The sequence below is a fragment of the Aeromonas rivuli genome (assembly GCF_020149575.1).
Lineage (GTDB): Bacteria > Pseudomonadota > Gammaproteobacteria > Enterobacterales > Aeromonadaceae > Aeromonas > Aeromonas rivuli.
Genome location: NZ_CP079742.1, coordinates 2,907,356 through 2,931,983, shown reverse-complemented (window position 1 = coordinate 2,931,983; position 24,628 = coordinate 2,907,356). Strand labels below are relative to the sequence as shown.

Genomic DNA, 24,628 nt, shown 5'->3' with positions numbered 1-24,628 from the left:
ATCTAAAAAATGAAAATAAAAAATTTACTTTTTTTTGTTTTAACCAATATATTCGTTTTTAATTATTTCATCAGTTTGAGCTATAAGGTAAATAGCAATCTGATCACCGTTATTATTACGTTGATTGCATTTAACGTAATAAGTGTGGCAAGTTTTTATTTGTATCGCAGTGGGTTCAATCCAATAACAATGCTTGCCCCCTTTGCGCTTGGCTTGTTTTACCATCAGTTTTATTTGTCAAGTAGGCAAGAGACTTTTTCCACAGAAACAATTAGTAATATTGTTTTGTTTTTTTTCTTTTACATTTTCGGTTGTGTTATTTTTCATTATAAAAAATCCTATGCCCTAGATAAGGGGGACTCACCACTTAGAGTGCATGTGTTTTTTATTATTGGCACGATAGTTTTTTTTGCTGAATCATTTTTAAACAACGGATTTGCTATTATACAGACGTTAAAAGGTGCAAATGCTTATATTGAAAAAAAATACATACCTATTCTCCATTATTTCTACATGTTAATCGCGTTATTGCCGGCGTGCTATTATTTTTTATATAAAAAACAGAGGATTAGCAAGTGGTGCTATTTCTTAGTGGTTTCAATCTGTTTTTTTATGATTTTTAATGCGCTGTCGCGGCAGTTAATGTTGCTCTGCATCTTTTCAACCTTTTTTGCGTATATAAACATTAATAATTTAAAAATTGATAAGCCAATTGCTAAGCTTTTTGTTTTTATTGCTGTTCTTTTTATTGTGGTAGGTTCAATACGGTATATAGGATTTGGTAGAGAGGGAGTTAGTGAACTTGAGTATATGAAAGCATATTCTGGTGTTGAAAGTGATTACGATGTTAATATGTTTGATGTAACATTCAATTTATACACCACACAGAATCTTAGTACATTAAATAATATAATTAATGCCAATGATGGTGAGCTACATTTTGGAAAGTATTTTTTGCAGGCGTACTTAAAAATATTGAACGTTGACTCTGCATTAGATCTTAAATTCAGTGATGAGTTGGATTCTTATAAGAGGCTGGGTACAATAATCGCAGATTTATACCTTGACTTTAGTTTTGTCGGCGTTGCTTTGTTTGCTTTTCTATACGGGTTTATTGTTAATTTTACTTATAGTCAATTTATAAATTCTAGGTCGTTATCTGCAACGCTAGTATTCAGTGTTGTTTTTTATTCTATTTTCATGAGCCCATTTACAAATTATTTTAATCAATTATTTATATTACTTTGCTTCATTTATTCTATAAGCTTCCGATATCAATTTAAAATAAGAAGATGAGCCATTTCATATCAGTTTTAATCCTGTTACGCAATTAACGTCGTTTATATTTCGGTATATCTAAATGATCTATAGCATAATAGTTACATATAATCCTAATGAATCTAATTTAACTTTATTGGTGAATGCACTTATCTCTTCGGGAGTTACACCGATTATTGTTGATAATGCGAGTAAGGAAGATGTTTCTGCGCCTTGCCAACTTATCAAGTTAGATTCTAATTATGGTATCGCAAAAGCACAAAATACAGGTATTAAATATGCACTAAGACAGAATGCAGAGGCAATTATTTTTTTTGACCAAGATTCTTCAATAGCAGATGAACTGTTTATAAAGAAGCTCTATCAGCCTATTTTAGATAAAAAAGCAAGTATTACCGCTCCCGTTTTTACTGATTTGGCGCGTGGTTTTATTTATTCGATAGTCGATATTGATAAACATGGTAAAAGAACTAAATACTACCCTGCTATTGATGATGCTCCTTTTAAAGTTAGTAACGTTATATCCTCTGGCACTATGGTTGATGTACAAGCATTAACTGAAATTGGTTATATGGTAGATGAGTTGTTTATTGACTATGTAGACACTGAGTGGTGTCTACGGGCTTATAACAAAGGCTTTGATATTTTAGTTATACCAAATGCAAGAATGACACATTCTATTGGTGATAAAACATTAAAGTTAGGGGCGTTTTATGTACCAAAACATAGCCCATTTAGACGTTACTACCGGATTAGAAATGCTTTTTATCTGTTAAGGCAAGCTCATATACCCAAGCGCTTAGCTTATAGAGAGATTTCTTTCGCAATTATTCATCAAATGATATTAATTGCGGTTGCAAAAGGTGAGCGATTGGCATATATATCCAGTTTTTATCGTGGCTTACGTGATGGCACTTTAGGAAGATTTAACTAATGACTAAAGTATATGTTTTGCTTGCTGCATATAATGGCTCTGATTAAATGGTGAGGCGCTCAGCTTAATTCTCAATTCCAACGTTTCTTAGTAGTGAGTTTATTATGAAAGTCTCTGTTTGCATGGCCACTTACAACGGTGAGAAGTATATAAAAGAGCAGCTAGAATCAATTTTATGTCAATTAAATGGTGATGATGAAGTAATCATTTCTGATGATGGTTCTAATGACGAAACAATAGCCGTAGTTCGCAGACTGAATGATTCAAGAATTAAAATCATCATTAACGATGGACCTCGTGGTTATACAAATAATTTTGAAAACTCCCTAAGAAATTGCACTGGTGGTATTATTTTTTTAGCAGATCAAGATGATGTATGGTTGCCGGGTAAAGTTAATAGATGTATTGAATTGCTTAAAACTTATGACTTTATTGTAAGCGATTGCCGTGTGGTTGATGATAAGCTAGGTGAACTTTCAGCCTCTCATTTTAAATCGAGCAATGTTAAGAAAGGTTTTTTTAATAATCTCGCTTTCCCTAGGTACATAGGTGCGTGTATGGCTTTTAATAGAGACGTTCTTTCTATAGCATTACCATTCCCTGGCCACACAAAATACATTGCACACGATTATTGGTTATCACTTATTGCAGAATTGAAATTTAATGTATGTGTGTTAAATGAGCCTTTTATGTTATATCGCCGCCATTCAAGTAATACATCTACTGGTGGGGGAAAAAGTAAAAATACCTTTTCCCATAAAATAATGGTCAGGATTATTTCGTGCTTAATGTTAATTAAGCGGGTTCTGAGTGGTGGAAAATGAAAGCAATCTGGTTGCTTAGAGCATTGCTCTTAAAGCCATTTATGTCTGAGTTTGGGGTTTTTAGTTATATTGGTAGGCCAATTTTTCTATCTGGATTAAAATTTTTCCATTTAGGTAAGAAGGTAAGAATATATCCTAATGCTAGAATTGAGGCTTTCAAAAAAAGTAAATTTATTATTGAGGATGATGTTTCTATCGGCCAAAACTTACATCTAATTTGTGCAAACGAAGTAAAAATTTGCACTGGCACTACTATATCTGCAAATGTATTCATTTCAGATGTAGATCATACTTTTGATGATATCAATATTCATGTAATGCAACAGCCATTAAAAATAGCCAAAACATACATTGGGTCAAATTCGTTCATTGGCTATGGTGCAGTTATATTGCCTGGGACACAGCTAGGTGCTAGTTGTGTGGTCGGTGCAAATTCAGTTGTTAAAGGTGTTTTCGGTGATTATTGCATGCTTGCTGGTTCTCCAGCAAAAATAATTAAGCGGTATCACATTGAAGAAAAGTGCTGGAAACGTACTGACACCGAAGGTAACTTTTTATAATTTTAATGCTAATAGTAAATTTGGGGTTTCTATGAATAAAAATGTATTGATTACAGGTGGTGCAGGCTTTATTGGTTCTAATTTAGCACTTAAATTAATTGTAGACGGTCATTCTGTTACTGTGCTAGATAATTTATCGCCTCAAATTCATGGTGGTAATCCTGATTTGTCCCCACTCTATATTGCGATTAAAGATAAAGTTACCTTTATTAAAGGAACAGTTGAATCACAAGATGATTGGCTAAAAGCTCTTGTGGGCATAGATACAGTTGTGCACTTGGCTGCTGAGACGGGGACAGGGCAATCTATGTATCAAATTAAGCGTTATAGCGATGTTAATGTCGGTGGCAGTGCCATTTTTCTTGATTTATTAGCTAACCAAAAACATAGCATTAAAAAAATGGTGATAGCATCATCACGCTCAATTTATGGCGAAGGCAAATATCACTGTCAACAACATGGTGTGGTGTACCCAACTGCGCGACTTGATGCAACCATGCAGCAAGGTGATTTCAATGTAAAATGCCCTGTGTGTGATCTTGATGTTGAGCTGATGGCCACAGATGAAGATAGCAAGATTCACCCTTCATCCATCTATGGTGTGACAAAGCAAGTGCAGGAGCAGATGTTCTTGATTACTGGCAATAGCTTAGGAATTGATACCGTCGCATTGCGCTTTCAGAATGTTTATGGTGCAGGTCAGTCGTTGTCCAATCCTTATACTGGAATTCTTTCTATCTTCTCAACGCGCATCAAGAATGGTAATGACATTAACATTTTTGAAGATGGTGAAGAGAGCCGCGATTTTGTATATATAGACGATGTTGTTGACTCTATCTGCTTAGCTATTAACAGCGATAAATCAGCAGCCGGTAAGGTGTATAATGTAGGTGCCGGTGTTTGTACAGACGTGTTAACAGTAGCGCAAACCCTTAAAAATATTTACTGTAGTGATTCAAACATCCAGATTAGCGGTAATTATCGGGTTGGTGATATTCGCCATAACTATGCAGATCTAACTAGAGCAAAAAACGATCTCGGTTTTGAACCTAAGATCACTTTTGCGCAAGGCATGAAAAAATTTACTGACTGGGTGAACTTGCAAGGTGTTCAAGCTGACCGTTATGAACAGTCGATTGAAGAAATGAAAAAGAAAGGTCTTTATAAATAACAATCATTCAGTGCCTTTGCAGTATTAGTAACAAAGGCACTTATTTTAGCATCGGTAAATAAGATGAACGATTTATCTGGAAAAAAAATACTTTTCATTTGCCCTCGTTTTTTTGGATACGAGCGCGAGATTGAACTCGAGTTAATAAACCTTGGTGCTAAAGTTGATTATTTTAATGAAAGGCCCTTTGAGTCATCTATTGCGAAAATATTGAATAGACTTAATTTTAAAGCGGCAATAAAAAAGTCTATAGAATACCATTACTCTAATATTATTCAAAAGTCGGCTTCTGTGAATTATGATTATCTCTTCGTTATAGCCCCAGAAACAATGACTACAGATTTCATAAAAGATATTAAGGAAAATAATAAAAAAATAAAAACAGTGTTATATCTTTGGGATTCAATTAAAAACAAAAAAAATGCTTTTGATTTGATTGGGCACTTTGATAAGGTTTTGACATTTGATAAAACCGACTCATTAATCAACTCTAAAATTGGATTTTTGCCACTTTTTTATATAGATGCATACGCACAAAAATATAACCAATCTCGTGACATTTATCAGCTTGCATTTATCGGGACGGCACATAGTGGGCGTTACAATTTAGTAAAAAAAATTATTGATGATTTAGGTATGAAAAAGAATGAAAATTACTTATTCTATTTTTCTCCTAGTAAGCTATTGTTTATTTTAAAAAAATTATTCACTAATGAATTAAACGGGGTTTCTTTTAAAGATATATCCTTTAATTCAATGACATCTAAAGAAATTACCTCTATTTTAGCAGGCACAAATGTAGTAATTGATATCGAGCATCCTAGTCAAAATGGACTTACTATGCGAACGATAGAAATGCTAGGGATGCAAAAGAAGCTAATTACTACAAATAAAAATGTGGCTGAATATGATTTCTATAATAGGAATAACATTATCATCGTGGATAGAAATAATCCACAAGTAGATCCTGCATTTATACATTCCCAATATCAGCATGTTGATAAGGAAATTCTTGAAAAATACAGGTTATCGACATGGCTAATCAACTTGTTATCATAAAAAATTAAACAGTTGGTTTATTTAAAGGGATATTTATGATTCTACTAACCGGTGCCACCGGGTTTGTGGGTAATGCAGTGTTAACGCAGCTAATGCAACAACCAGAAGTGGCAATCCGTACTTATGGTCGCCGCGCACCGGTTGGGGTGAACGATGACCGTGCTGCTGATGCCAGTCCTCAAATAATGAGCCATGTGGTAGGTGAGATTAGTGCTTCGGCGGATTATGCCCCGGCCTTGGTTGATGTTGATGTGGTCATTCATTGTGCTGCGCAGGCACATATCAATAAAAATGCGACCGACCGCCAGGCAGAGTTGAACCATATAAATTGTGATGGCACGTTGAAACTGGCGCGTCAAGCGATAGCGGCTGATATTAAGCGGTTTGTGTTTATTAGCTCAATCGGTGTCAACGGTAGCCATAATCAAAAAGGGCCATTCAAGTATGATGATGTTGCTGCCCCTTGGGATGAATATACCCAATCAAAATATGCTGCAGAGTTGGGATTGCGTCAGATAGCTAAAGAGACTGGTCTTGAAGTGGTCATCATTCGTCCACCATTGGTCTATGGTGCCAATGCCCCGGGAAATTTTGGTAAGTTGACTCAAACTGTAAGGTATGGTCAATGGTTACCACTTGGGGCAGTTCATAATCAGCGAAGTTTTGTTGCGTTGGATAATTTAGTTGATCTGATCATTACCTGTGTCACCCACCCTCATGCTACCAATCAGGTCTTTTTGGTTAGTGATGATCAGGATGTATCAACCACTCAGTTACTTGAGAAGATGAGTTGTGCTGCGGGGAAATCTCCGCGATTATTGCCGGTGCCAATGAGCTGGTTACGATTAGCAGGCAAGCTGACGGGTAAGCATGCGGTGATTGAGCGGTTGTGTGGTAATCTGCAGGTCGATATCAGCCACACCAAAACAACATTGGGTTGGCAGCCACCGATATCGCTCGAGGAGGGGATTAAACGCTGTTTTATTGAGGATAAAGAAGGATGTTGATTCGAGCGCTTGATTTTTGTGCAGCATTTTTTGGCTTGTTATTGCTTTGGCCTATTTTGTTGGTCGTCACCTTGATCGGCCTGTTTGATACCGGCTCGCCAATTTTTATACAAGAACGTGTCGGACGACATAAGAACCCGTTTAAGTTGATTAAATTTCGCACCATGTCGGTCGATACCCAGTCGGTGGCGAGCCACTTGGCGAGCACAAGTTCGATCACCAAGTTAGGGGCCTTTTTACGTAAGACTAAAATCGATGAACTGCCACAGCTGATCAATGTGCTTAAGGGGGAGATGAGCCTGGTTGGGCCGCGACCTAATCTCTTTAATCAGGAAGAGCTGGTCAAAGAGCGTGATGCATTGGGTGTTTATGAGGTGTTGCCTGGGATTACTGGCTTGGCACAGGTTCAAAACATTGATATGTCAACGCCACAAATATTAGCCAAAACTGATCGAATCATGATCGACACGTTAAATGTGGCTAATTACTTTCGCTATATTATTATGACGGTCACAGGAAAGGGTCGTGGTGATGCTATTAAATCATAGTGATAATATTTAATAATGTTGGTGATATCATGTTGACGTCTTTTCTTGGCATATCTCGCTTATACAAGCGGATAATTAGCGTGTTTGCTGATTCAGTATTGCTTTCATTGGCTTTCTGGGGGGGGTATTGGGTTAGACTTGATATCGCTATGCCTATTCAGAGCGTTCGGCACTGGGAGCTTCTGGCTCTTCTGATTCCGGTTACAGTGTTTATTTTCGCTAGGCTTGGGCTTTATCGTGCTGTATTACGTTATGTCGGTTTTAAGGTGCTCTGGACCGTTTCTTTAGGCATATTCGTGTCAACATTATGCTTGGTAACATTTGCTTTCTTTCTTGAAGTGTTCTTACCAAGGACGGTTTCAGTTATTTATTTTGCTTTTGCAATCCTTCTGATTGGAGGCGTGCGTCTTTTCTTTAGAATGCTGGTAAATCGAGGAAAAGGAGGTAGAGTCCCTGTACTAATTTATGGTGCAGGCTCTTCTGGACGCCAGCTTCAGTTAGCTTTAAATCAGGGGCAAGAGTTTTTCCCGGTTGCTTTTGTTGACGATGCCACTCATTTGAGAAAAGCCCTGATACAGGGGATAAATGTGCATTCCCCGGATATGATTGGCGAATTGATCATACGATTTGGTGTGAAGAAAATCCTGCTGGCCATTCCGAGTGTATCGCGCGCTGTGCGTCAGAATGTCATCCGTCGGCTGGAGCCCTTCCCCTGTGAGGTTCTTTCAATTCCTGGCATGGCTGATTTAGTCGGAGGAAAGGCTCAGATCAATGAATTAAAAGAAGTGTCTATCGAGGATCTGTTGGGGAGGGACCCTGTTGCCCCTATCACTGAACTTATTAGTGCCAATATCACCGGCAAGAGAGTCATGGTGACAGGGGCGGGGGGGTCGATCGGTTCTGAATTATGCCGTCAGATTATCCGATGCAAGCCTGAAAAATTGGTTCTCTTTGAACTGTCAGAATATGGTCTTTATGCAATCGATAAAGAGCTCAGTGACCTTTGTGAACATGAAGGCATCGATGTTGAAGTAGTACCACTGTTGGGCTCGGTACAGCGTCAGAATCGTTTGTTTACTATCATGAGCAATTTCAGGATCCAAACGGTCTATCACGCCGCAGCCTACAAGCATGTTCCCTTGGTGGAATACAATGTGGTGGAGGGGGTTCGGAACAATATATTCGGTACCCTCTATTGTGCTCAAGCGGCTATCGAAGCCGGAGTGGAAACGTTCGTCTTGATCTCGACTGACAAGGCCGTGCGGCCGACGAATACAATGGGAGCGACCAAGCGTTTGGCAGAGCTTGTGTTACAAGCACTGGCCTCGGCTCAGACAAGAACTCGTTTCTGTATGGTGAGATTTGGTAATGTACTGGGTTCCTCAGGGTCTGTTGTGCCTCTTTTTCGTACGCAGATTCGTAATGGTGGTCCTATCACAGTGACTCATACCGACATCACACGCTATTTCATGACTATTCCTGAAGCTTCTCAGTTAGTAATACAGGCAGGAGCCATGGGTTGTGGTGGTGACGTATTCGTATTGGATATGGGGCAGCCCGTAAAAATCATGGAATTGGCTCATCGGATGATCCGGTTGAGCGGATTATTACTGAAAAATGATAAGAATCCGAATGGTGATATCGAAATCAAGATCACGGGTTTACGTCCTGGTGAAAAATTATTTGAAGAGCTTTTGATTGGTGACAATGTCGAGGGAACATCACATCCACGAATCATGAAAGCGAATGAAAGTATGTTGCCATGGGTAGAGTTGCGTTCTTTGCTGGCAGAAGTTGATATAGCCTGTCATCAATTCGATCATGAACTGCTTCGCAGCTTGTTGTTGACTGCACCACTGGTATTCACACCGACGGATGGTATTTGTGACTTGGTTTGGAAGGAAAAATCAGCCATGCAGCAGTATACTGCGACCTCCATCAAGGCAGGGATTGAATTTCTTAATACGGAAACACACCCACCCATTCATTGAATTATTACGGGGCGGGAAAGTAAATTTCTTGCAGTTTTAATATGCTAGAGTTCATATGAGGCCCATTCTATTATTGGGAGAAGGTGGCCAACTTGGTTTGTTATTCCATCGCCTAATGGGAAACTGTTTTACGCTGCTACTAGGCTGTGTTCTTAAAGTGATGAAGATATAATCTCACATCTTCTCAACAGCTTAAGACCTATGCAGTGTCCCGTCGCTATCAGTTGACGATGCACAATGGGGGCTCATCGAGCCCCTGTTTCCACATCACCGCATAAGCGGACGCCCTACTCGCGAGCCACGCCAGGTGCTCGATGGCATTCTCTGGATACTCCACACCGGTGCACCTTGGCGAGATCTGCCAGAACGTTTCGGCCCATGGAGTTCGGTCTACAACACCTTTTGACGTTGGCAGAGTACAGGCCGCATCGATGCCATCCTTGAAGCGCTGTAACTGCATCTCAATGAAGAAGGGCTTATCGACTTCGACCTGTGGTGCCTTGACGGCTCCAATGTCAGGGCATCCAAAGATGCTGCCGGAGCGCGTAAAAAAACACTCCGGTGAATCAAGCTCTTGGCCGCTCACGTGGCGGTTTTGGCAGCAAAATTCACTTGGTCACTGATGGTAATGGTTTGCCGCTGGGGTTCTGCCTTTCGCCGGGGCAATCAGCGGAAATCAGATATGCGACAAGTGCGTTGGCCATGGCAAGGATACCAACCAGGTCGTTATCGCACGCCTCATGTCCAACGCATCTTGCCGCAGATAAGGCCTATAGCAGCAGGGCTTTGCGGGCCGAACTCCGGCGCAGAAGGATAAAAGCGGTCATCCCGCAGCGCAGCGACCAGCAGCGGCACCATAAGGGACGTCCACTGGTATTGGACAAAGCTCGTTATCACAGGCGAAATGTGGTCGAACGGTGCTTCGGATGGCTGAAGAAGTTTCGCCGATTTTCAACGAGGTATGAAAAGCTGGCGGGAAGTTTTGCAGCTTTTATCAAGCGGGCGTTCTGCCTTCGTTACTTGCGGGAACTATTGGCGGACAGAAAACCAGCATTTTGAGAACACAGCCTAGGGAGGGCCGAGGCAGATTTTATGTATCCTGATCAGCTTTCCCAATTAGCCTTAAAATTGCAGCCTAGCATTATTATCAATAAGACTGCTTGCACTTCAATTGCTCCCCAAAATGAAAGAGGCCTACACCAGCCTGCAGATGGAACAAATTCACCTATTACCTGGAGTCGCATCGATTATACACCTGTACACCAGATTCAATAGGGTCTCAAAAATGATAAGGTCAGTAAGGTACTGACCCCGGCAGCGTGAGCGGCCTCTTCAACACGCAGGCCCTGTTCGAGGGTACGCCGGACAAGAAGCTGTCGACCAAAGAGGATGAATCGGGCATTTTTATGGTTGTTCACTCGGGCACTTCGGATGATTGGTTTTGTTGGCGCCTCCAATTCTGCGGGAATGCCCCGAGTGAATAACCTACAGATAGATCACACTTGGAGCCTATGCTGCTGCGCCCGGACCTTTTATCTGTGCCGGACCGCTTCCCTTTCTGCTGTATCTGAAGGCGCTCAGATGAGATACCAATCCCTTGCCACTCCAGAGGTCAAACTGCTGATCCCCACTCGTCACAGGGACGAACGGGGCTATTTTATGGAGACCCTGCGCCAGGATGAGTTTGAGCGCCACTGTGGCCGCTATTCCCTGGTGCAGGATAATCACAGTCACTCCAAGCAGGGCACCCTGCGTGGGCTCCACTGCCAAGCGGATAAACCGCAGGGTAAATTGGTCAGGGGGGCCATCTTCGACGTGGCAGTCGATGTGCGCCGGAGCTCAGCTTCATATGGGCAGTGGGTCGGCCAGATCCTGTCCGATGAAAACGATCACCAGATGTGGATCCCCCCCGGCTTTGCTCATGGTTTCTATGTATTGAGCGAGGGTGCAGATGTCCTCTATCGATGCAGTGACTACTATTCTCCGGCGGGAGAGTGTGGTTTTCGTTGGGACTCTCCGGTACTGGCTATTAACTGGCCTATTTTGACTGGTATCCCGCTGTTCTTGTCCGACAAGGATGCTGATGCACCTATCTTCCCGCCATTCTGAGTTAGGGTCGACTCGCAATTTTGTGGCACAATTACTGATTCAAATAAGAACCTTAATTTAATCAATAAGGTAACCCATGGTGAAAATTGCCGTAGCGGGGACTGGCTATGTCGGCCTGTCCAATGCCGTGCTGCTTGCCCAGCACAACGAAGTGGTCGCCCTCGATCTGGTGGCGGAAAAAGTTGAGTTGATCAATCAGGGCAAGTCTCCTATCGCCGATACCGAGCTTGAGCATTATCTTGCTCATGAGTCGCTCAATTTGACGGCCACTCTGGACAAGCATCACGCCTATCAAGGGGCTGATTTTGTCATCATAGCGACCCCGACTGACTACGATGCGGACACCCACTATTTCAATACCCGCTCGGTCGAGGCGGTGATCCGGGATGTGATGGCCATCAATCCGACGGCGGTGATGGTGATCAAATCGACCGTTCCCGTGGGTTATACCAAGGCGCTCAAAGAAGAGCTTGGTTGCGATAACCTGATGTTTTCACCAGAGTTCTTGCGAGAGGGGCGGGCACTTCATGACAACCTGCATCCCTCGCGCATCATAGTGGGTGAGCGCTCCGAGCGGGCAGAGCGGTTCGCTGCCCTGCTGCAAGGCGGCGCCGTCAAGCAGGATGTGCCGGTGCTGTTGACGGACAGTACTGAGGCGGAGGCAATCAAGCTGTTTGCCAATACCTATCTCGCCATGAGGGTGGCCTACTTCAACGAGCTGGACACCTATGCCCAGGCCCATGGTCTGGACAGTCGGCAGATCATCGAAGGGGTGGGGCTGGATCCACGGATCGGCAGCCACTACAATAATCCCTCCTTTGGTTATGGCGGCTACTGCTTGCCCAAGGATACCAAGCAGCTGTTGGCCAATTATGACGATGTACCGAACAATCTGGTGCGGGCCATCGTCGATGCCAACACTACCCGCAAAGACTTCATTGCCGACTCCATCATCCGGCGTCACCCCAAAGTGGTGGGTGTCTATCGCTTGATCATGAAATCGGGATCCGATAATTTCCGCGCCTCTGCCATTCAAGGGGTGATGAAGCGGATCAAGGCAAAAGGGATCGAGGTGGTGGTGTTTGAGCCTGCCCTCAAGGAGCAGAGCTTCTTCAACTCCCGGGTCATCACCAATCTGGCAGAATTCAAGCAGATATCCGATGTGATCCTCTCCAATCGCATGGCAAGCGAGCTGAGCGATGTCGCAGACAAGGTCTATACCCGGGACCTGTTTGGTAGCGACTAAATAGAGAACAATTATTGAGGCCCTGTCTGCACCCTCGGATGGGGCTTATCCCAAGGCTATTGAAGGTGTTCCCATGAAGTATCTGGTCACAGGCGCCGCTGGTTTTATCGGCTTTCATCTGGTGCAGCGCCTCTGCACTGACGGCCATGAGGTGATCGGTATCGACAACCTCAATGACTACTACGAAGTGAGCCTCAAGGAGGCTCGCCTCGCGCAGTTGGCCCCTCTACCTGGTTTTCGATTCATCCGACTGGACTTGGCGGATCGTACCGGTATGGCCCAGCTGTTTGCCGATGGGGGCTTCGAGCGGGTGGTTCATCTGGCCGCCCAGGCGGGCGTGCGCTACTCCCTCGATAACCCCTTTGCTTACGCCGACAGCAACCTGGTGGGCCACCTGACCGTACTGGAAGGGTGTCGCCATCATGGTATCGGCCATCTGATCTACGCCTCATCCAGCTCGGTCTATGGCCTTAACGACCAGATGCCGTTCGCCACCACGGATGGCGTGGATCACCCCATTTCGCTCTATGCGGCCAGCAAGAAGGCCAATGAGCTGATGGCGCACAGTTACTCCCATCTCTATGGCATTCCCACCACTGGCCTGCGTTTCTTTACCGTCTATGGCCCCTGGGGTCGACCCGACATGGCGCTGTTCAAGTTCACCAAGGCTATCCTGGCGGGCGAGCCCATCGATGTGTATAACCAGGGCCAGCTGTCCCGGGACTTTACCCATGTGGATGATATCGTCGAGGGGATAATGCGGGTGGCGGACCATGTGCCGACTGCCAACTCTGAGTGGACCGCCAGCCAAGGGGCGAGGGATGAGAGTTCGGCCTCCTATCGCCTGTTCAACATAGGTAATGGCAGCCCGGTACGACTGCTCGATTTTATCGAGGCATTGGAGCATGCCATCGGAAAACCGGCCATCAAGAATATGATGGCGATGCAGCCCGGTGATGTGCATGCCACCTGGGCCGATACTCGGGGCCTGTTCGATGCCGTTGGCTATCAGCCACAGATGACGGTGGCAGCAGGTGTCAAAACCTTTATCGACTGGTATCGTGACTACTATCAACAGGTTTGAATCGGCATATCTGCTGCAATCCTTGCCGTATCGATTAGCCAATCCAATTTCCAATAAGAGAAATGTGACAGCATGAGCAATCAAGATCCTACCTTGCCTACCCAGCAAACTGCGTTACCGCCAGGTTGGTCTCAAAACCGACCCAGTGATGAGATTGATTTGAGAGAGCTTATCGTGACGCTCTGGCGCGGCAAGTTACTGATCCTCGGCATCGCGGCCCTGTTTGCGGCTGGTGGTATCGCCTATGCGCTGACTGCGCCGCAAGTCTGGGTCAGCCAGGCCGAGATCAAGCAGCCGACCCTCAAGGAGATAGAGTCCCTCGAGCTCAACATCAACCAGTTGATGAATGCCCAAGTACCTGAGACCGCCTTTACCGCCTTTGACAAGAAAGCGCTATATGATGACTTTGTTAATAACTTCAACAGTTTCAATAATAAACGCCAATTTTTGATTGAGAAGGGCTATCTCGACGCTGAGGCGGCTCAATCTGAGGTCACCGAGGAGAAGGGCAAGCGCCTGCTGCTCAAGAAGATGGCCGAAGGGATAGACGCCAAGGCTCCGGACAAGCTGAGTGAAGATGTCACACTCTCTTTCGCCGCGGACACGGCCGAGGAGGCCAAGCAGCGGCTGGAGCAGTATATTGCCTTTATTCAGCAGCAGGAGTCTGCGGCCAAGGGCAAGGAGCTGGACACCATCTGGCAGAACCGGCTCAAGACGCTGCACTCCCAGTATGAGAGTGCCAGGGCCGACACCCTCAAACAACTGCAAGACGACATCCTTCGTACCCAATACAGCTTGCGCATCACACAAGCTGCAGGCATAGAGTCGCCGGTACAGAATCTGCAAAGTCAGGGCAGTTTGGCTATCGACTTGGGTGCTCGCGCCCTGGCCGAGAAACTCAAGATCCTCAAGGAGATCAAGAATCCTGAGTTTCTGAACCCGGCCCTGAGCGATCTGCGCCTGCAACTGAGCAGCCTTAAAGCGATCAAGCTCGAAGAGTTGCCGTTCCAGTCGTTCACCTATCTGGCCTCGCCCAGCGAGCCCTTGTCCCGGGACAAGCCCAAGCGCCCCTTGATTGTGGTATTGGCCACCTTGCTCGGTGGCATGCTGGGAGTTGGCATAGTGCTGGTGCGTTATGCCTTCCGTGAACAAGTCCGCGTCAAGTAACGCCATATCGGCATGATAAAAGAGGGCTTAGGCCCTCTTTTTTATTTTTTGAGACAAAGGGTTATGCTGGGTGAATAGACAATCTCAGGATGCTGGCCAGATGCTGGAAAAAGGATTTTTTGGACTCTTCGCGCTCTATCTGTTGTTGGGCATGCATTTCTTCATGCACAACCCGGGCGGTGCAGGGCTCTACCTGCCGTTCAATGCCTGGGGCTGGGTGTTTGCCAGCCTGGCCATTGGGCTGGGGCTCTGGCGGGTCACACTGCGTCAGCGGCTAGTCTGGTCATCCTTGCAGGGCTGGCTCTGGGTGGGGGCTCTCCTGCTGCTGTTGCCCATGGCTTATCCCGGTTTTGAGCTAAAGGACTATGCCATTCCCCGCTTGTTGGGGCTCTTTGCCGGCCTGTTCTTCCTATTTTGCCTCTATCAGTGGGCGCTGGGTGCAGATAGGCGTGAGCAGTTGCTTTATCTGGTCTTGGCCGCGGTAGGGATTGAGGCTGTTCTCGGGTTGATAGAGTATTACCTGCTGGTGCCGGGTAACTGGCTCGGCTATGACACCCGAGCCAATCGCCCCTATGGCATCTTCCAGCAGGCCAATGTGATGGCAAGCTTCATGGCCACCGGCCTGGTACTGGCCGTCTGGCTGGAGGGAGAGGGGCGGCTGAAGAGGCGCTGGCTCCAAGGGTTACGCTATGGCCTCATGGTGGCGTGCCCCTTGTTGCTGGTCGTGCTGCAATCCCGGGTGGGCCAGCTCGGCGCCCTGCTGGGGTTGGGGCTCTTGCTGCCCATGCTCAAGAGTCGCCAGCAGCTGACCCGGGTATTGCTGCTGGTCTCGCTCGGCATCTTGCTGGGGTTGTTATCCCAATACCTGATTGCCGGGGCCAAACGGGGGCTGGAGGTCTATCAGTCCGGCGGCATGAGATCCATCTACTGGCCTTATGCCATCAAGCTCATCATGCAGTCGCCCTGGAGTGGCTGGGGCTATGGCAGCTTTGAGTCGGTGTTCTTGCATCACTACATGGCCGACAAGGCGCTGCAGCCAGACATGGTGCAAATTGAGTACAACCTGGATCATCCCCACAACGAGTTTCTCTACTGGGCGGTGGAGGGGGGCATAGCCCCCATGCTGGGCATGTTGCTGATGGGGGTTGCACTGCTGTGGCGTTTGAGTCAGGCAAGATGGCGCCAGGGGCTGGCGCTGTTGGCCCTGGTGACTCCGCTCGTGCTGCACAGCCAGACCGAGTATCCCTTCTACCACTCAATCGCCCACTGGTGGGTCTTGTTGTTGCTTATCTTCGTGCTCGACAGTGAGGTGGAGGAACAAGCCCCAGGGCCCGACTGGCGTGAGCATGTCTACCGTCCCTGGTTGCTGTTGCGTTTTCTGGCCATCGGCATCCCCCTGCTGGTGGTACCTTTCATGCTCACCGCCATTCACACCGCCTGGGTGGTGACCAAGTATGAGCGGGGCGGCTACAAGCAACCCACCTTGTTGCTGGATGTCGTCAATCCCCTCGCCTGGCTGACTCGGGTCGAATTCGACGTCAACTCGGTGCGCCTGCTGGTGGGTTTGCAGAGCAACAATCTGCAGGAGCTGGCGGCTTACCTCGCATGGGGACAAGAGTTTGTGCGCCATACCCCCCGCGTCAACATCTACGCCAACATGGTCATAGCCCTCAATGCCCTGGGGCGGGAAGAGGAGGCAAAGGCTCTGCGCCAGCAGGCATTGCTGCTCTACCCGGCGGATCCGCTGCTGAGTGGCAAATCCACCTCTGTGGCCACCGCGCTGGAGAAGCGCCCCGCAGTCTCTGCCAGCTCCACGGCAACGCAGGCTCACTGATGCGGCGCGGCTAGCCAGCCAGTGATGGCGCCTGGTCGACAAGACTGCTGTTTGTTTCACCAAGGCCATGGCGTTATCGCAAAATCAGGGCGCCAGGCTAGACGGGGGGCTCCCGCGGGATAAGATAGGGCACTGAATGCAATATCTTGTTTATAAAGGGAGTCTGCAATGGAGTTGGTATTAGGCCCATTAGAAGCCCGGGTGATCGGCTGCCTCATCGAGAAAGAGATCAGCACGCCGGATCAATACCCACTGTCCCTCAATGCCCTGGTCAATGCCTGTAACCAGAAGAGCAACAGAGATCCGGTGCTGGAGCTCGAAGAGCTGCAGATCCGCGCCGTGGTTGACGAGCTGATCCGCAAGCGACTGGTGGTCAATACTGCCGGATTCAACGCCCGGGTGCCCCGTTATCAGCACAGGTTCTGCAATACCGAGTTTGGTGATCTCAAATTCGATGCCCAGGCGCTGGGGATCGTCTGCGAGCTGCTGCTGCGTGGCCCGCAGACGCCGGGGGAGCTGCGATCGCGTACCAACAGGCTCTGCCAGTTCGAGGATGTGACCCAGGTCGATGCCGTGTTGCATGAGCTGATGGAGCAGGGCCCCTATGTGGTCAAGCTGGCCCGTGAACCAGGCAAGCGCGAATCCCGCTTTGCCCACCTGTTCAGTGGCGAGGTGAGCGGGGTCGCGAGTGACGAGGTGAGTGCCTACTCAGGACGCGAGCCTGGCGGCAGCGGGGCGAACGGCTCCAACGCAGCCCTCGCTGAGCGCGTCGAAACCCTGGAGACGGAAATCAGCGAGTTGCGTGGCCAGGTCGCCGCCCTGAGTGCGCGTCTGGATGAGTTGACCTCTTAATCGTCCCTTACTCTCTGATGCACCAGGGCGCCGCCATCAAGAGGCGGCCAGCCCTGGTGCATTGTCTGTCGGCCCTGGCCGCGCCCTACTACCCTTATCCTCGCAGGCTCCGTCCTGATCTCTTTATCATCCCTACTGGCTTGCTATCTGGCTGCGCAGTCGCTCCTCAGGATGAACGGGCATTTTGGGGGCAAGCCATTTAATTTGCGTTATTTCATGGTTAAGGGTCGAGCCGAAGGCGCTTTCCCGGTAAAATTCCGCTTTTGCTCCTTCGCGTGAGTCTTGATGTCTGCACCAACCTTGTCTCCAGATTGTTATGCCTTGCTCGGCGAGCTGCAGTTGCAGCGTGCCGTGAGTACCCGCTATCTGCAAGAACAGCTGCCGCTGGGCCAGGTATTGATCGACAAGTTGACGCAACTGCACGACGAGGGACTGATCCGGTTGCGGGGCGAACAGCTCTGGAGCCTGAGTGCCGAGGGAACACTGGCGCTCATTCTGGGAGTTCGCCAGGGAGACTGTCCCATGCCTGACTGGTCGCGGGTACCTAGCCTGACCGGCCAGGATCCCGTCCAGGCCCTGGTGCGATCCCTCTGCCTGGGGGTTGACGGCGAGCCGCCAGCCTATCTCAATGGTGCCGATCTGCTGGCCCTGCTCGATGTGCCCGAGTCCCACGCCCTGCTCTCAGGATCCAGCCCCCAGTGGCAGCGCATCCTGCTCGAGCACTTCGCCCTGCAGGCGAATCTGGATTGCCCCCCTGGCCCCTGGCCCCTGGCCGAGGCGACTGTGGTTGCCGAGTTGCAGCCCTGCTACCAGCAACTGGCCGCCCAATGGCACTGGTTGTGTGATGACGCGGATGCTGACCTTGCGGTGTTACAAGATAGTGTCCCCGATCACCCCAATGGCTGGCCCGAGCTGATGACCCTGGCGGAGCGAGGGGGGAGTGCCCCCCTGGTGGAGGCGCTGCTGAGTGCCCTCAATGGGTGGCAGGCACGTCATGGCAAGGGTCAGTATCCGCATAATTTCATGATGCTGCTCTGGCTTGGCTGGTTGCAGCAGGCGGACCCCGAACTTGCCAGCAGTCAGCGCAAGTTGTGGCAGCGCAGCCTGGGTCAGCAGCAACCCTTGCTGCAGGATCTGATCGCTCAATGGGCGGGGGATCGCCACGGTCAGGCGGTGGGGCTGTTTGATACCCTGCAACTGCCCGCCGACGAACTGCACTGGGGCTACCTCTGGCTCGACCTCTGTGCCCTGGCCCGCCACGGTGGCCAGAGCCCGCAAGTCGCCATCTTGCACAAGTGGGATCTTGACGCACTGCTCGGGGTGGCACCTCGCCATCGTCTGATGGGGTTCTGTCAGGATCTGCTGCGGCAATTGCTCGGCCAGGCGGCCAGGCAAGGCCCCCTCGATCGCCTGAACGCTGACCTGAACGGGCAGGGGGATGAGGATGACGACGATGACAAGGGCGCCGCATCGGCCAGCTGGCTCAACTGGCTGCAAGGGCTGGGACGCGCCAGCGGGGGGCGGAAAAACAAGGAGCAGCTGGTCTGGCTGCTGCACGCAGAAGGGCCCGAGCTCGAATGCAAGATCCAGAAACAGAGCACCAAGGGGGAGTGGACCGCCGGTCGCCGGGTCGATCCTGGTCTGCTCTCCACGCAATATGCGGCCCTGCTCGATGAGGAGGATTGGGCGCTGGTGCGGCTGCTGCCGCGCAACATGAGCCGCTTGCCGGATGAACTCTGGCCCGTGCTCGCCCAGCATCCCCGTCTGCTCAACGCCAAGGGGCAGAAGCTGCAGCTTGCCCTGAGTGCCCCCTTGCTGCAGATAGTGGCAGAGGACGCCGGCATGCGCGGCGTATTGAGCCCGGCTCAGGCCAGCAAGGGGGCGCACATAGTGCCGCTGGCCCAGGATCTGTGGCAGTTGATGCTGACGCCGCCCGGCTTGCAGCCCTTGCTGCCCGCTCTGGCGTCGATCCCGCCCCTGCCGGGGGAGGGGCTGGCCGCCCTGCAACAGACACTCAACGCCATTCCTGGATTGCCCTGGCACAGCGAGGTGGCTGGGCTCCAAGGCAATGTCGAGCTCAAGTCCTGGCCCGGATTGGCGTCGGTCCAGCTCGACTGGCAGGATGGCCAGCTCGCGGTCAGGCTGGTCACTCAGCTTGACGATATGCCCGCCTTGCCCCTGGGCAAGGGGGAGGCCGTGGTGCGCCAGGGGATGAAAGAGTCACTCTACTGGTTGCGAGATCTGGCGGAAGAGAAGCGCGAGGCCCAGAGCCTGCGCAATCAGCTGCCCATCGACTTGCCCGGCACCGAATGGCTGCTGCAGGGGGAGCAGGCACTCTCTCTGGTCAATGCTTTGCCCGAGCTGGTGGAGCAGCAGATACGCATTCACTGGCATCAGGACAGCGCCCGCCTCAAGAGCCTGGATGAAGCGGCTCTGAGCCTGCGTATCGAGCGGCGCCAGGATTGGTTCCAGGTTGAGGGCAGCCTCAGTCTGGATGAACACGAAATCCTGGATCTGCGCCTCATTTTGCGCCAGTTGACCCCGGGCCAGCGAACCGTCCAGCTCGACGAGCAGACCAGTCTGGTGCTGAGTGACAAGCTGGTGGAGCGGCTCACCATGCTGGGGGCCATGCTCGACGAAGAGCAGAGGGTCAACACCCGGCTCGCCTATCCACTGACCCGCCTGCTCTCGGTGATCAGCACGCAAGGGGACAGCGCCTGGCAGGAGTTGCAGGCGGAGTGGCAACAGGAGGTTGACTGTCCGGCTGAGCTGCTCACCCCGCTGCGGGACTACCAGAAAGATGGGGTGCGCTGGCTCGCGACCCTGGCCCATCACGGCTTTGGCGCCTGCCTCGCCGATGACATGGGGCTGGGCAAGACGCTGCAGGCGCTGATCGTGTTGCGTATGCGCCAGCACCTGGGCCCCGCCCTGGTGGTGGTGCCCAAGTCAGTGGTCACCAACTGGCAAGAGGAGGTGGCGCGCTTCGCCCCCGAGCTGGAAGTGGTGACCTTCGAGCCAGGCATGGACAGGGAGGCGCAGATCGCCGAGGCCAAGCCGGGTCAGCTGGTGTTGGTCAACTACGGCATGCTGGGCGGACTGGCGTCGGCGCTCAAGGGGCGCCGCTGGGCAAGCATGGTGCTGGACGAGGCCCAACAGATCAAGAATGCCGGTACCCAGCGCGCCAAGTTGCTGTTCCAGCTCGATGGCGATTTTCGTCTGGCCCTGTCGGGCACGCCGATCGAGAACCATCTGGGGGAGTTGTGGAGTCTGTTTACCTTCATCAACCCGGGTCTGCTCGGCAGCCTGGGCGAGTTCAAGCGTCGCTTCGGCAAGGCGGTGAAGGATCCGGAACACATGGCGCTGCTGCGGGCCGTGATCAGCCCCTTCATCCTGCGTCGCCTCAAGCAGCAGGTGTTGACCGAGTTGCCGGACAAGACGGAGATAGTGCACCACATCAGTCTGTCGGCCGAGGAGCGTCAGCTCTATGAGGCGACCAGGCGCGAGGTGGTGCAGCAGGTGCAAAGCGCCGATGGCCGCGCCCTGATGCATGTGCTGAGCGGCCTGACCCGGCTGCGGCGGCTCTGCTGTTCGCCCTCTCTCATCATGCCGGAGTGGGCCCATAGCAACAGCAAGCTGGACGAAGCCATGGCCCTGCTTGGGGAGGCCATCGACAACGGTCACAGGGTGCTGGTGTTCAGCCAGTTCGTCGACCTGCTGAGCCTGCTGCGCGAGCGTATCGGCAAGCGGGGCTGGGATTACTGCTATCTGGATGGTGGCTGCTCCGCCAAGTCGCGCCAGGAGTCCATCCTGCGATTTCGCAACGAGCCGGTACCGCTGTTTTTGATCAGCCTGAAGGCCGGGGGGACGGGTCTCAACCTGACCCAGGCCGATACCGTGTTGCACCTGGATCCCTGGTGGAACCCGGCGGTGGAAGATCAGGCCAGTGACCGCGCCCACCGTATGGGTCAGACCCAGCCGGTGACCGTCTATCGCCTGGTGTGCGAACAGACGGTGGAGGAGAAGATAGTGGCCCTGCACGATGAGAAGCGCGCCCTGGCCGATGGCCTGCTCAGCGGCCAGTCCGAGGTAAGAGGGCTGGACGTGGAGAGTCTGCGTGCCCTGTTGATGGGCTGATACTCGCCTCCTTTCCTGCCGATCACGCCCCTTCTCCCAAAGAGAGGGGGCGTTTTTATTCCCCTTGTTGCCTGCCGCCGACGGTCAGTGCCTGTCTGCGGGCAGCCCACCGACTGCGCAACAGCTCTCATCTTGCCCCTGTCACCGAACCGCACAACCTGCTGGCTCAGGCTGGCGCCGCACCCGCAGGGCCGAGCTGCGTTAGTCGAGGTGCTCATACACATAGAGATGCAGCCGATCGATGATGAGACGCTCTCCCCCTTTGCGATCCCGCCTCGGCTGGCGCAGCTTGGGAGGATAGTGACCTAGCGGCTTGATGAGGGGAGAGTCGTCGGCGCAGAGCAGCAGTGGCAGGCTCGCCTTGATCTGTTGCTTCCTCGGTTCGCGATCGCGCCACAGCAGGTTGACCATGGGGTGAGTCTTGACCGGGCGACGGATCCGCAGCTCGGCCTCGGCGGGCAGGCGACGGATGTCGTATACCTCCTGATCCACCATCTGCTGCCACTGCGACGGGTTCGACAGCATGGGCACATAGTGACGGCTGCGCTCGAGCATGGTGATCACCTGCTCCCGGCCGAGGCGGCGGATGGTCTGCTTGTCTGCCCAGGTGAAGCCGAAGGAGTGGAGCTCCCCGGTCAACAGGGTGAGCTGGCGATAGATCTGCAAGGTGATGACCCCGGGCAGGGCATCGTGGACCAGCTCGAACTTCTCATCCCGTCCCCCCGCTTGCTGCACCAGCGTCTTGAAGCCTTGCTTGCAATGATTGATCTTCTCCACCAGGGGGCTGAGCTGGGCCGCGCAACGGGCGGGTAATCGCAGCCAGCCGGGCAGGCGTTGAGTGGACTTGGTCGAGCAGCCGGGGCGGGCGCCATGATGTTGATAGGCGGCAATCGCCGCCTCGCGGGCGGCCTCACCACACAGCTGCCCCACCGCTATCTGGCTGATGGGGTCATGCTCCTTGCCTTGCAGCACAGGGGGCAGGGGGTAGACCTGAGCCTCCAGCAGGGGCAGCTGCTCCAACTGTGCGGCCAGTTCGGCCAACAGTGATTCCAGCTCACTCATCTGCTGACGCAGTGCGGCCTTGGGGGTAAAGGTCTCCATGGTTCATCTCTCGGTGACGTGGGGAGTGGGGCAAGCCGCCATCTGCTCGCCGCAAAGTAACTGTATAAATAAACAGTTACCTTGTGTCAACTGTTACCGAGCAGGGGAGCAGTGCCTTGTGGGCAAGGAGCCTGGGCTTTGAGCTTGAAGGCGTGCAGCAGCAACCGGGTCTGGATCCCCATTGCCCGGTTCAACCCGGTTCGGTGGTGAGGACGCGAAGAGCCTGGGCTTTGAGCTTGAAGGCGTAGAGCAGTAACCGGGTCTGGATCCCCATTGCCCGGTTCAACCCGGTTCGGTGGTGAGGACGCGAGGTGCCTGGGCTTTGAGCTTGAAGGCGTAGAGCAGCAACCGGGTCTGGATCCCCATTGCCCGGTTCAACCCGGTTCAACCCGGTTCGGTGGCGAGGACGCGAGGCGCCTGGGCCTTCAGGAAAGGGAGCAGCAACAGGGCTGAGACCCCGGCGGCCACCGAGATCACCACGAAGAAGCCGTTCCAGTGCCAGATCTCCATCACCCTGGCCAGGGGGTAGCCCGCCAGCGCCGCCCCCATGTAGGCGAACAGGCCGACGAAGCCGGTGGCGGCCCCGGCGCAATCCTTGTGGGAGCACTCCGCCGCCGCCATGCCGATCAGCATCTGCGGGCCGAACACGAAGAAGCCGATGGTGAAGAAGCAGGCTGCCTGCATCACGTAGCTGAAAAAGGGCATCAGCCAGAGCGAGCCCACCGCCAGCAGTATCCCCACCGCGAAGATGAGGTTCATCGGTCCCCGGTTGCCGTTGAACAGCTTGTCCGAGCCCCAGCCCGCCACCAGGGCGCCGATAAAGCCCCCCACCTCGAACATGGAGATGGCCGAGTTGGCGCTCATCAGGTTGAAGCCGCGCTGCTCGGTCATGTAGAGGTTGCCCCAGTCGTTGATGGCGGTACGCACCACGTAGACCAGCACGTAGCAGCAGGCCAGCAGCCAGATATAGGGGTTGCCGAGCACGTACTTGCGCAGGATCTGGCGATGGGAGAGCCCCGCATCCTGGGTCTGCTGAGCGATCTCCAGGGCGTCCTGGCGCCACTGCCCGACCGTGGGCAGCCCCATGGCACTGGGGGTGTCCCGCAGCCGCCAGCACAAAAACAGCCCGGCCAGGATGGCGATGATCCCTGGCACTATCATGCCGTAGCGCCAGCCATGCTGCAGGGCTATGGTGCTGACGATGAGCGGGATCAGGGCGCCGCCCACGTTGTGGGCCGTGTTCCAGGCCGACCACCAGAAGCCGCGCTCGGTGCGGGAATACCAGCTGGTGAGCAGCTTGGAGCAGGGGGGCCAGCCCCAGCCCTGGAAGAAGGCGTTGGCGACCCAGAGTGCCGCGAACAGCCACAGCGACGAGGAGAGCCCAAACAGTATGTTGATGACCCCGGTCGCCATCAGCCCAAGCCCCATGAAGTAGCGGGGATTGGCGCGGTCGCTGATGATGCCGGAGACGAACTTGGAGCAGCCGTAAGTGAGGTAGAACAGGGTCCACAGCATGCCGATGTCGGCCTTGCCGAGGATGCCGCTCGCCAGCATGTCCGGCATGGCGAAGTTGAAGCTCTTGCGGGTGAAGTAGAAGACCGCATAGCCCAGATACATGGTCAGCAAGATGTGGAGGCGCCAGTGACGATAACTGGCATCGATCTCGCGCTGATCCCGCACCAGGGGGGCCGGGCGGCTCTTCATAAAGTTCAGCATGGCACTGGGCTCG

General features: G+C 51.4%; 18 protein-coding genes and 2 pseudogenes. 17 read left to right on the top strand and 3 right to left on the bottom strand.

Annotation, left to right across the window (positions count from 1 at the left end; translation table 11 throughout):
* The first annotated feature begins 9 nt into the window (after nucleotides 1-9).
* From KYK33_RS13475 to KYK33_RS13430, 10 genes and pseudogenes are all read left to right on the top strand, one after another.
* Entirely contained in the window at nucleotides 10-1,296 is a 1,287-nt protein-coding gene (locus KYK33_RS13475; RefSeq protein ID WP_224430859.1) for an O-antigen polymerase, read from the top strand.
* A 64-nt stretch (nucleotides 1,297-1,360) separates the two neighbouring features.
* Nucleotides 1,361-2,212, top strand: coding sequence for a glycosyltransferase family 2 protein (locus KYK33_RS13470; RefSeq protein ID WP_224430858.1), 852 nt, complete (start codon nucleotides 1,361-1,363; stop codon nucleotides 2,210-2,212).
* A gap of 104 nt (nucleotides 2,213-2,316) precedes the next feature.
* Nucleotides 2,317-3,036: a glycosyltransferase family 2 protein gene (locus KYK33_RS13465; protein WP_224430857.1), complete on the top strand. Its 720-nt coding sequence runs from the start codon at nucleotides 2,317-2,319 to the stop codon at nucleotides 3,034-3,036.
* Nucleotides 3,033-3,596, top strand: coding sequence for an acyltransferase (locus tag KYK33_RS13460; protein ID WP_224430856.1), 564 nt, complete (start codon nucleotides 3,033-3,035; stop codon nucleotides 3,594-3,596). Before KYK33_RS13465 ends, KYK33_RS13460 begins: the two co-directional genes overlap by 4 nt.
* Before the next feature lie 31 nt (nucleotides 3,597-3,627).
* Complete coding sequence (locus tag KYK33_RS13455; RefSeq protein WP_224430855.1) at nucleotides 3,628-4,767, top strand: NAD-dependent epimerase/dehydratase family protein; 1,140 nt, start codon at nucleotides 3,628-3,630, stop codon at nucleotides 4,765-4,767.
* Nucleotides 4,768-4,830: 63 nt separating this feature from the next.
* A complete protein-coding gene (locus KYK33_RS13450) occupies nucleotides 4,831-5,826 on the top strand; it encodes a hypothetical protein (protein ID WP_224430854.1) in 996 nt (331 codons plus the stop codon).
* A 35-nt stretch (nucleotides 5,827-5,861) separates the two neighbouring features.
* Nucleotides 5,862-6,833, top strand: coding sequence for an NAD-dependent epimerase/dehydratase family protein (locus tag KYK33_RS13445; protein ID WP_224430853.1), 972 nt, complete (start codon nucleotides 5,862-5,864; stop codon nucleotides 6,831-6,833).
* Nucleotides 6,827-7,381 (top strand): sugar transferase, encoded by a 555-nt coding sequence (locus tag KYK33_RS13440; RefSeq protein ID WP_224430852.1) that lies wholly within the window; start codon nucleotides 6,827-6,829, stop codon nucleotides 7,379-7,381. Before KYK33_RS13445 ends, KYK33_RS13440 begins: the two co-directional genes overlap by 7 nt.
* A 29-nt stretch (nucleotides 7,382-7,410) precedes the next feature.
* Nucleotides 7,411-9,372 carry a polysaccharide biosynthesis protein gene (locus KYK33_RS13435; protein WP_224430851.1) on the top strand — a complete coding sequence of 654 codons (1,962 nt, stop codon included), beginning with the start codon at nucleotides 7,411-7,413 and terminating at the stop codon, nucleotides 9,370-9,372.
* 206 nt (nucleotides 9,373-9,578) lie between these two features.
* Nucleotides 9,579-10,431: pseudogene (locus KYK33_RS13430) on the top strand (IS5 family transposase).
* Nucleotides 10,432-10,643: 212 nt separating this feature from the next.
* Here KYK33_RS13430 and KYK33_RS13425 read toward each other — a convergent pair.
* Nucleotides 10,644-10,790, bottom strand: a pseudogene (locus tag KYK33_RS13425) (leucine zipper domain-containing protein); the annotation flags it as partial.
* Nucleotides 10,791-10,953: 163 nt separating this feature from the next.
* Here KYK33_RS13425 and rfbC point away from each other — a divergent pair.
* The 7 genes from rfbC (at nucleotide 10,954) to KYK33_RS13390 (ending at nucleotide 21,798) form a co-directional block, all read left to right on the top strand.
* Nucleotides 10,954-11,481, top strand: coding sequence for a dTDP-4-dehydrorhamnose 3,5-epimerase (gene rfbC, locus KYK33_RS13420; RefSeq protein WP_224430850.1), 528 nt, complete (start codon nucleotides 10,954-10,956; stop codon nucleotides 11,479-11,481).
* 76 nt (nucleotides 11,482-11,557) lie between these two features.
* Nucleotides 11,558-12,727 carry a nucleotide sugar dehydrogenase gene (locus tag KYK33_RS13415; RefSeq protein ID WP_449500920.1) on the top strand — a complete coding sequence of 390 codons (1,170 nt, stop codon included), beginning with the start codon at nucleotides 11,558-11,560 and terminating at the stop codon, nucleotides 12,725-12,727.
* Between the two features lie 73 nt (nucleotides 12,728-12,800).
* Nucleotides 12,801-13,811, top strand: coding sequence for an NAD-dependent epimerase (locus tag KYK33_RS13410; protein ID WP_224430848.1), 1,011 nt, complete (start codon nucleotides 12,801-12,803; stop codon nucleotides 13,809-13,811).
* A gap of 159 nt (nucleotides 13,812-13,970) precedes the next feature.
* Entirely contained in the window at nucleotides 13,971-14,978 is a 1,008-nt protein-coding gene (locus KYK33_RS13405) for an LPS O-antigen chain length determinant protein WzzB (protein WP_263479949.1), read from the top strand.
* A gap of 100 nt (nucleotides 14,979-15,078) precedes the next feature.
* The gene (locus tag KYK33_RS13400) at nucleotides 15,079-16,812 is read left to right on the top strand and encodes a PglL family O-oligosaccharyltransferase (RefSeq protein ID WP_224433016.1); all 1,734 of its coding nucleotides are present in this window, start codon (nucleotides 15,079-15,081) and stop codon (nucleotides 16,810-16,812) included.
* Nucleotides 16,813-16,980: 168 nt separating this feature from the next.
* Nucleotides 16,981-17,664 (top strand): YceH family protein, encoded by a 684-nt coding sequence (locus KYK33_RS13395; protein ID WP_224430846.1) that lies wholly within the window; start codon nucleotides 16,981-16,983, stop codon nucleotides 17,662-17,664.
* A 285-nt stretch (nucleotides 17,665-17,949) separates the two neighbouring features.
* Nucleotides 17,950-21,798 carry a DEAD/DEAH box helicase gene (locus KYK33_RS13390; RefSeq protein ID WP_224430845.1) on the top strand — a complete coding sequence of 1,283 codons (3,849 nt, stop codon included), beginning with the start codon at nucleotides 17,950-17,952 and terminating at the stop codon, nucleotides 21,796-21,798.
* Nucleotides 21,799-21,999: 201 nt separating this feature from the next.
* Here KYK33_RS13390 and KYK33_RS13385 read toward each other — a convergent pair whose 3' ends face one another.
* Nucleotides 22,000-22,899 (bottom strand): DNA replication terminus site-binding protein, encoded by a 900-nt coding sequence (locus KYK33_RS13385; protein WP_224430844.1) that lies wholly within the window; start codon nucleotides 22,897-22,899, stop codon nucleotides 22,000-22,002.
* A 384-nt stretch (nucleotides 22,900-23,283) separates the two neighbouring features.
* The gene (gene uhpC, locus KYK33_RS13380) at nucleotides 23,284-24,615 is read right to left on the bottom strand and encodes an MFS transporter (protein ID WP_224430843.1); all 1,332 of its coding nucleotides are present in this window, start codon (nucleotides 24,613-24,615) and stop codon (nucleotides 23,284-23,286) included.
* Between the last annotated feature and the right edge of the window lie 13 nt (nucleotides 24,616-24,628).

What these genes read in the sequence shown, in the direction of transcription:
- KYK33_RS13415 (WP_449500920.1), top strand. Translation starts at nt 11,558, where the DNA reads ATGGTGAAAATTGCCGTAGCGGGGACTGGCTATGTCGGCCTGTCCAAT.
- KYK33_RS13440 (WP_224430852.1), top strand. Translation starts at nt 6,827, where the DNA reads ATGTTGATTCGAGCGCTTGATTTTTGTGCAGCATTTTTTGGCTTGTTA.
- KYK33_RS13400 (WP_224433016.1), top strand. Translation starts at nt 15,079, where the DNA reads ATGCTGGAAAAAGGATTTTTTGGACTCTTCGCGCTCTATCTGTTGTTG.
- KYK33_RS13395 (WP_224430846.1), top strand. Translation starts at nt 16,981, where the DNA reads ATGGAGTTGGTATTAGGCCCATTAGAAGCCCGGGTGATCGGCTGCCTC.
- KYK33_RS13385 (WP_224430844.1), bottom strand. Translation starts at nt 22,899, where the DNA reads ATGGAGACCTTTACCCCCAAGGCCGCACTGCGTCAGCAGATGAGTGAG.
- KYK33_RS13435 (WP_224430851.1), top strand. Translation starts at nt 7,411, where the DNA reads ATGTTGACGTCTTTTCTTGGCATATCTCGCTTATACAAGCGGATAATT.
- KYK33_RS13460 (WP_224430856.1), top strand. Translation starts at nt 3,033, where the DNA reads ATGAAAGCAATCTGGTTGCTTAGAGCATTGCTCTTAAAGCCATTTATG.
- KYK33_RS13465 (WP_224430857.1), top strand. Translation starts at nt 2,317, where the DNA reads ATGAAAGTCTCTGTTTGCATGGCCACTTACAACGGTGAGAAGTATATA.
- KYK33_RS13445 (WP_224430853.1), top strand. Translation starts at nt 5,862, where the DNA reads ATGATTCTACTAACCGGTGCCACCGGGTTTGTGGGTAATGCAGTGTTA.
- KYK33_RS13455 (WP_224430855.1), top strand. Translation starts at nt 3,628, where the DNA reads ATGAATAAAAATGTATTGATTACAGGTGGTGCAGGCTTTATTGGTTCT.
- KYK33_RS13390 (WP_224430845.1), top strand. Translation starts at nt 17,950, where the DNA reads ATGTCTGCACCAACCTTGTCTCCAGATTGTTATGCCTTGCTCGGCGAG.
- KYK33_RS13450 (WP_224430854.1), top strand. Translation starts at nt 4,831, where the DNA reads ATGAACGATTTATCTGGAAAAAAAATACTTTTCATTTGCCCTCGTTTT.
- KYK33_RS13470 (WP_224430858.1), top strand. Translation starts at nt 1,361, where the DNA reads ATGATCTATAGCATAATAGTTACATATAATCCTAATGAATCTAATTTA.
- rfbC (WP_224430850.1), top strand. Translation starts at nt 10,954, where the DNA reads ATGAGATACCAATCCCTTGCCACTCCAGAGGTCAAACTGCTGATCCCC.
- KYK33_RS13410 (WP_224430848.1), top strand. Translation starts at nt 12,801, where the DNA reads ATGAAGTATCTGGTCACAGGCGCCGCTGGTTTTATCGGCTTTCATCTG.
- uhpC (WP_224430843.1), bottom strand. Translation starts at nt 24,615, where the DNA reads ATGCTGAACTTTATGAAGAGCCGCCCGGCCCCCCTGGTGCGGGATCAG.
- KYK33_RS13475 (WP_224430859.1), top strand. Translation starts at nt 10, where the DNA reads ATGAAAATAAAAAATTTACTTTTTTTTGTTTTAACCAATATATTCGTT.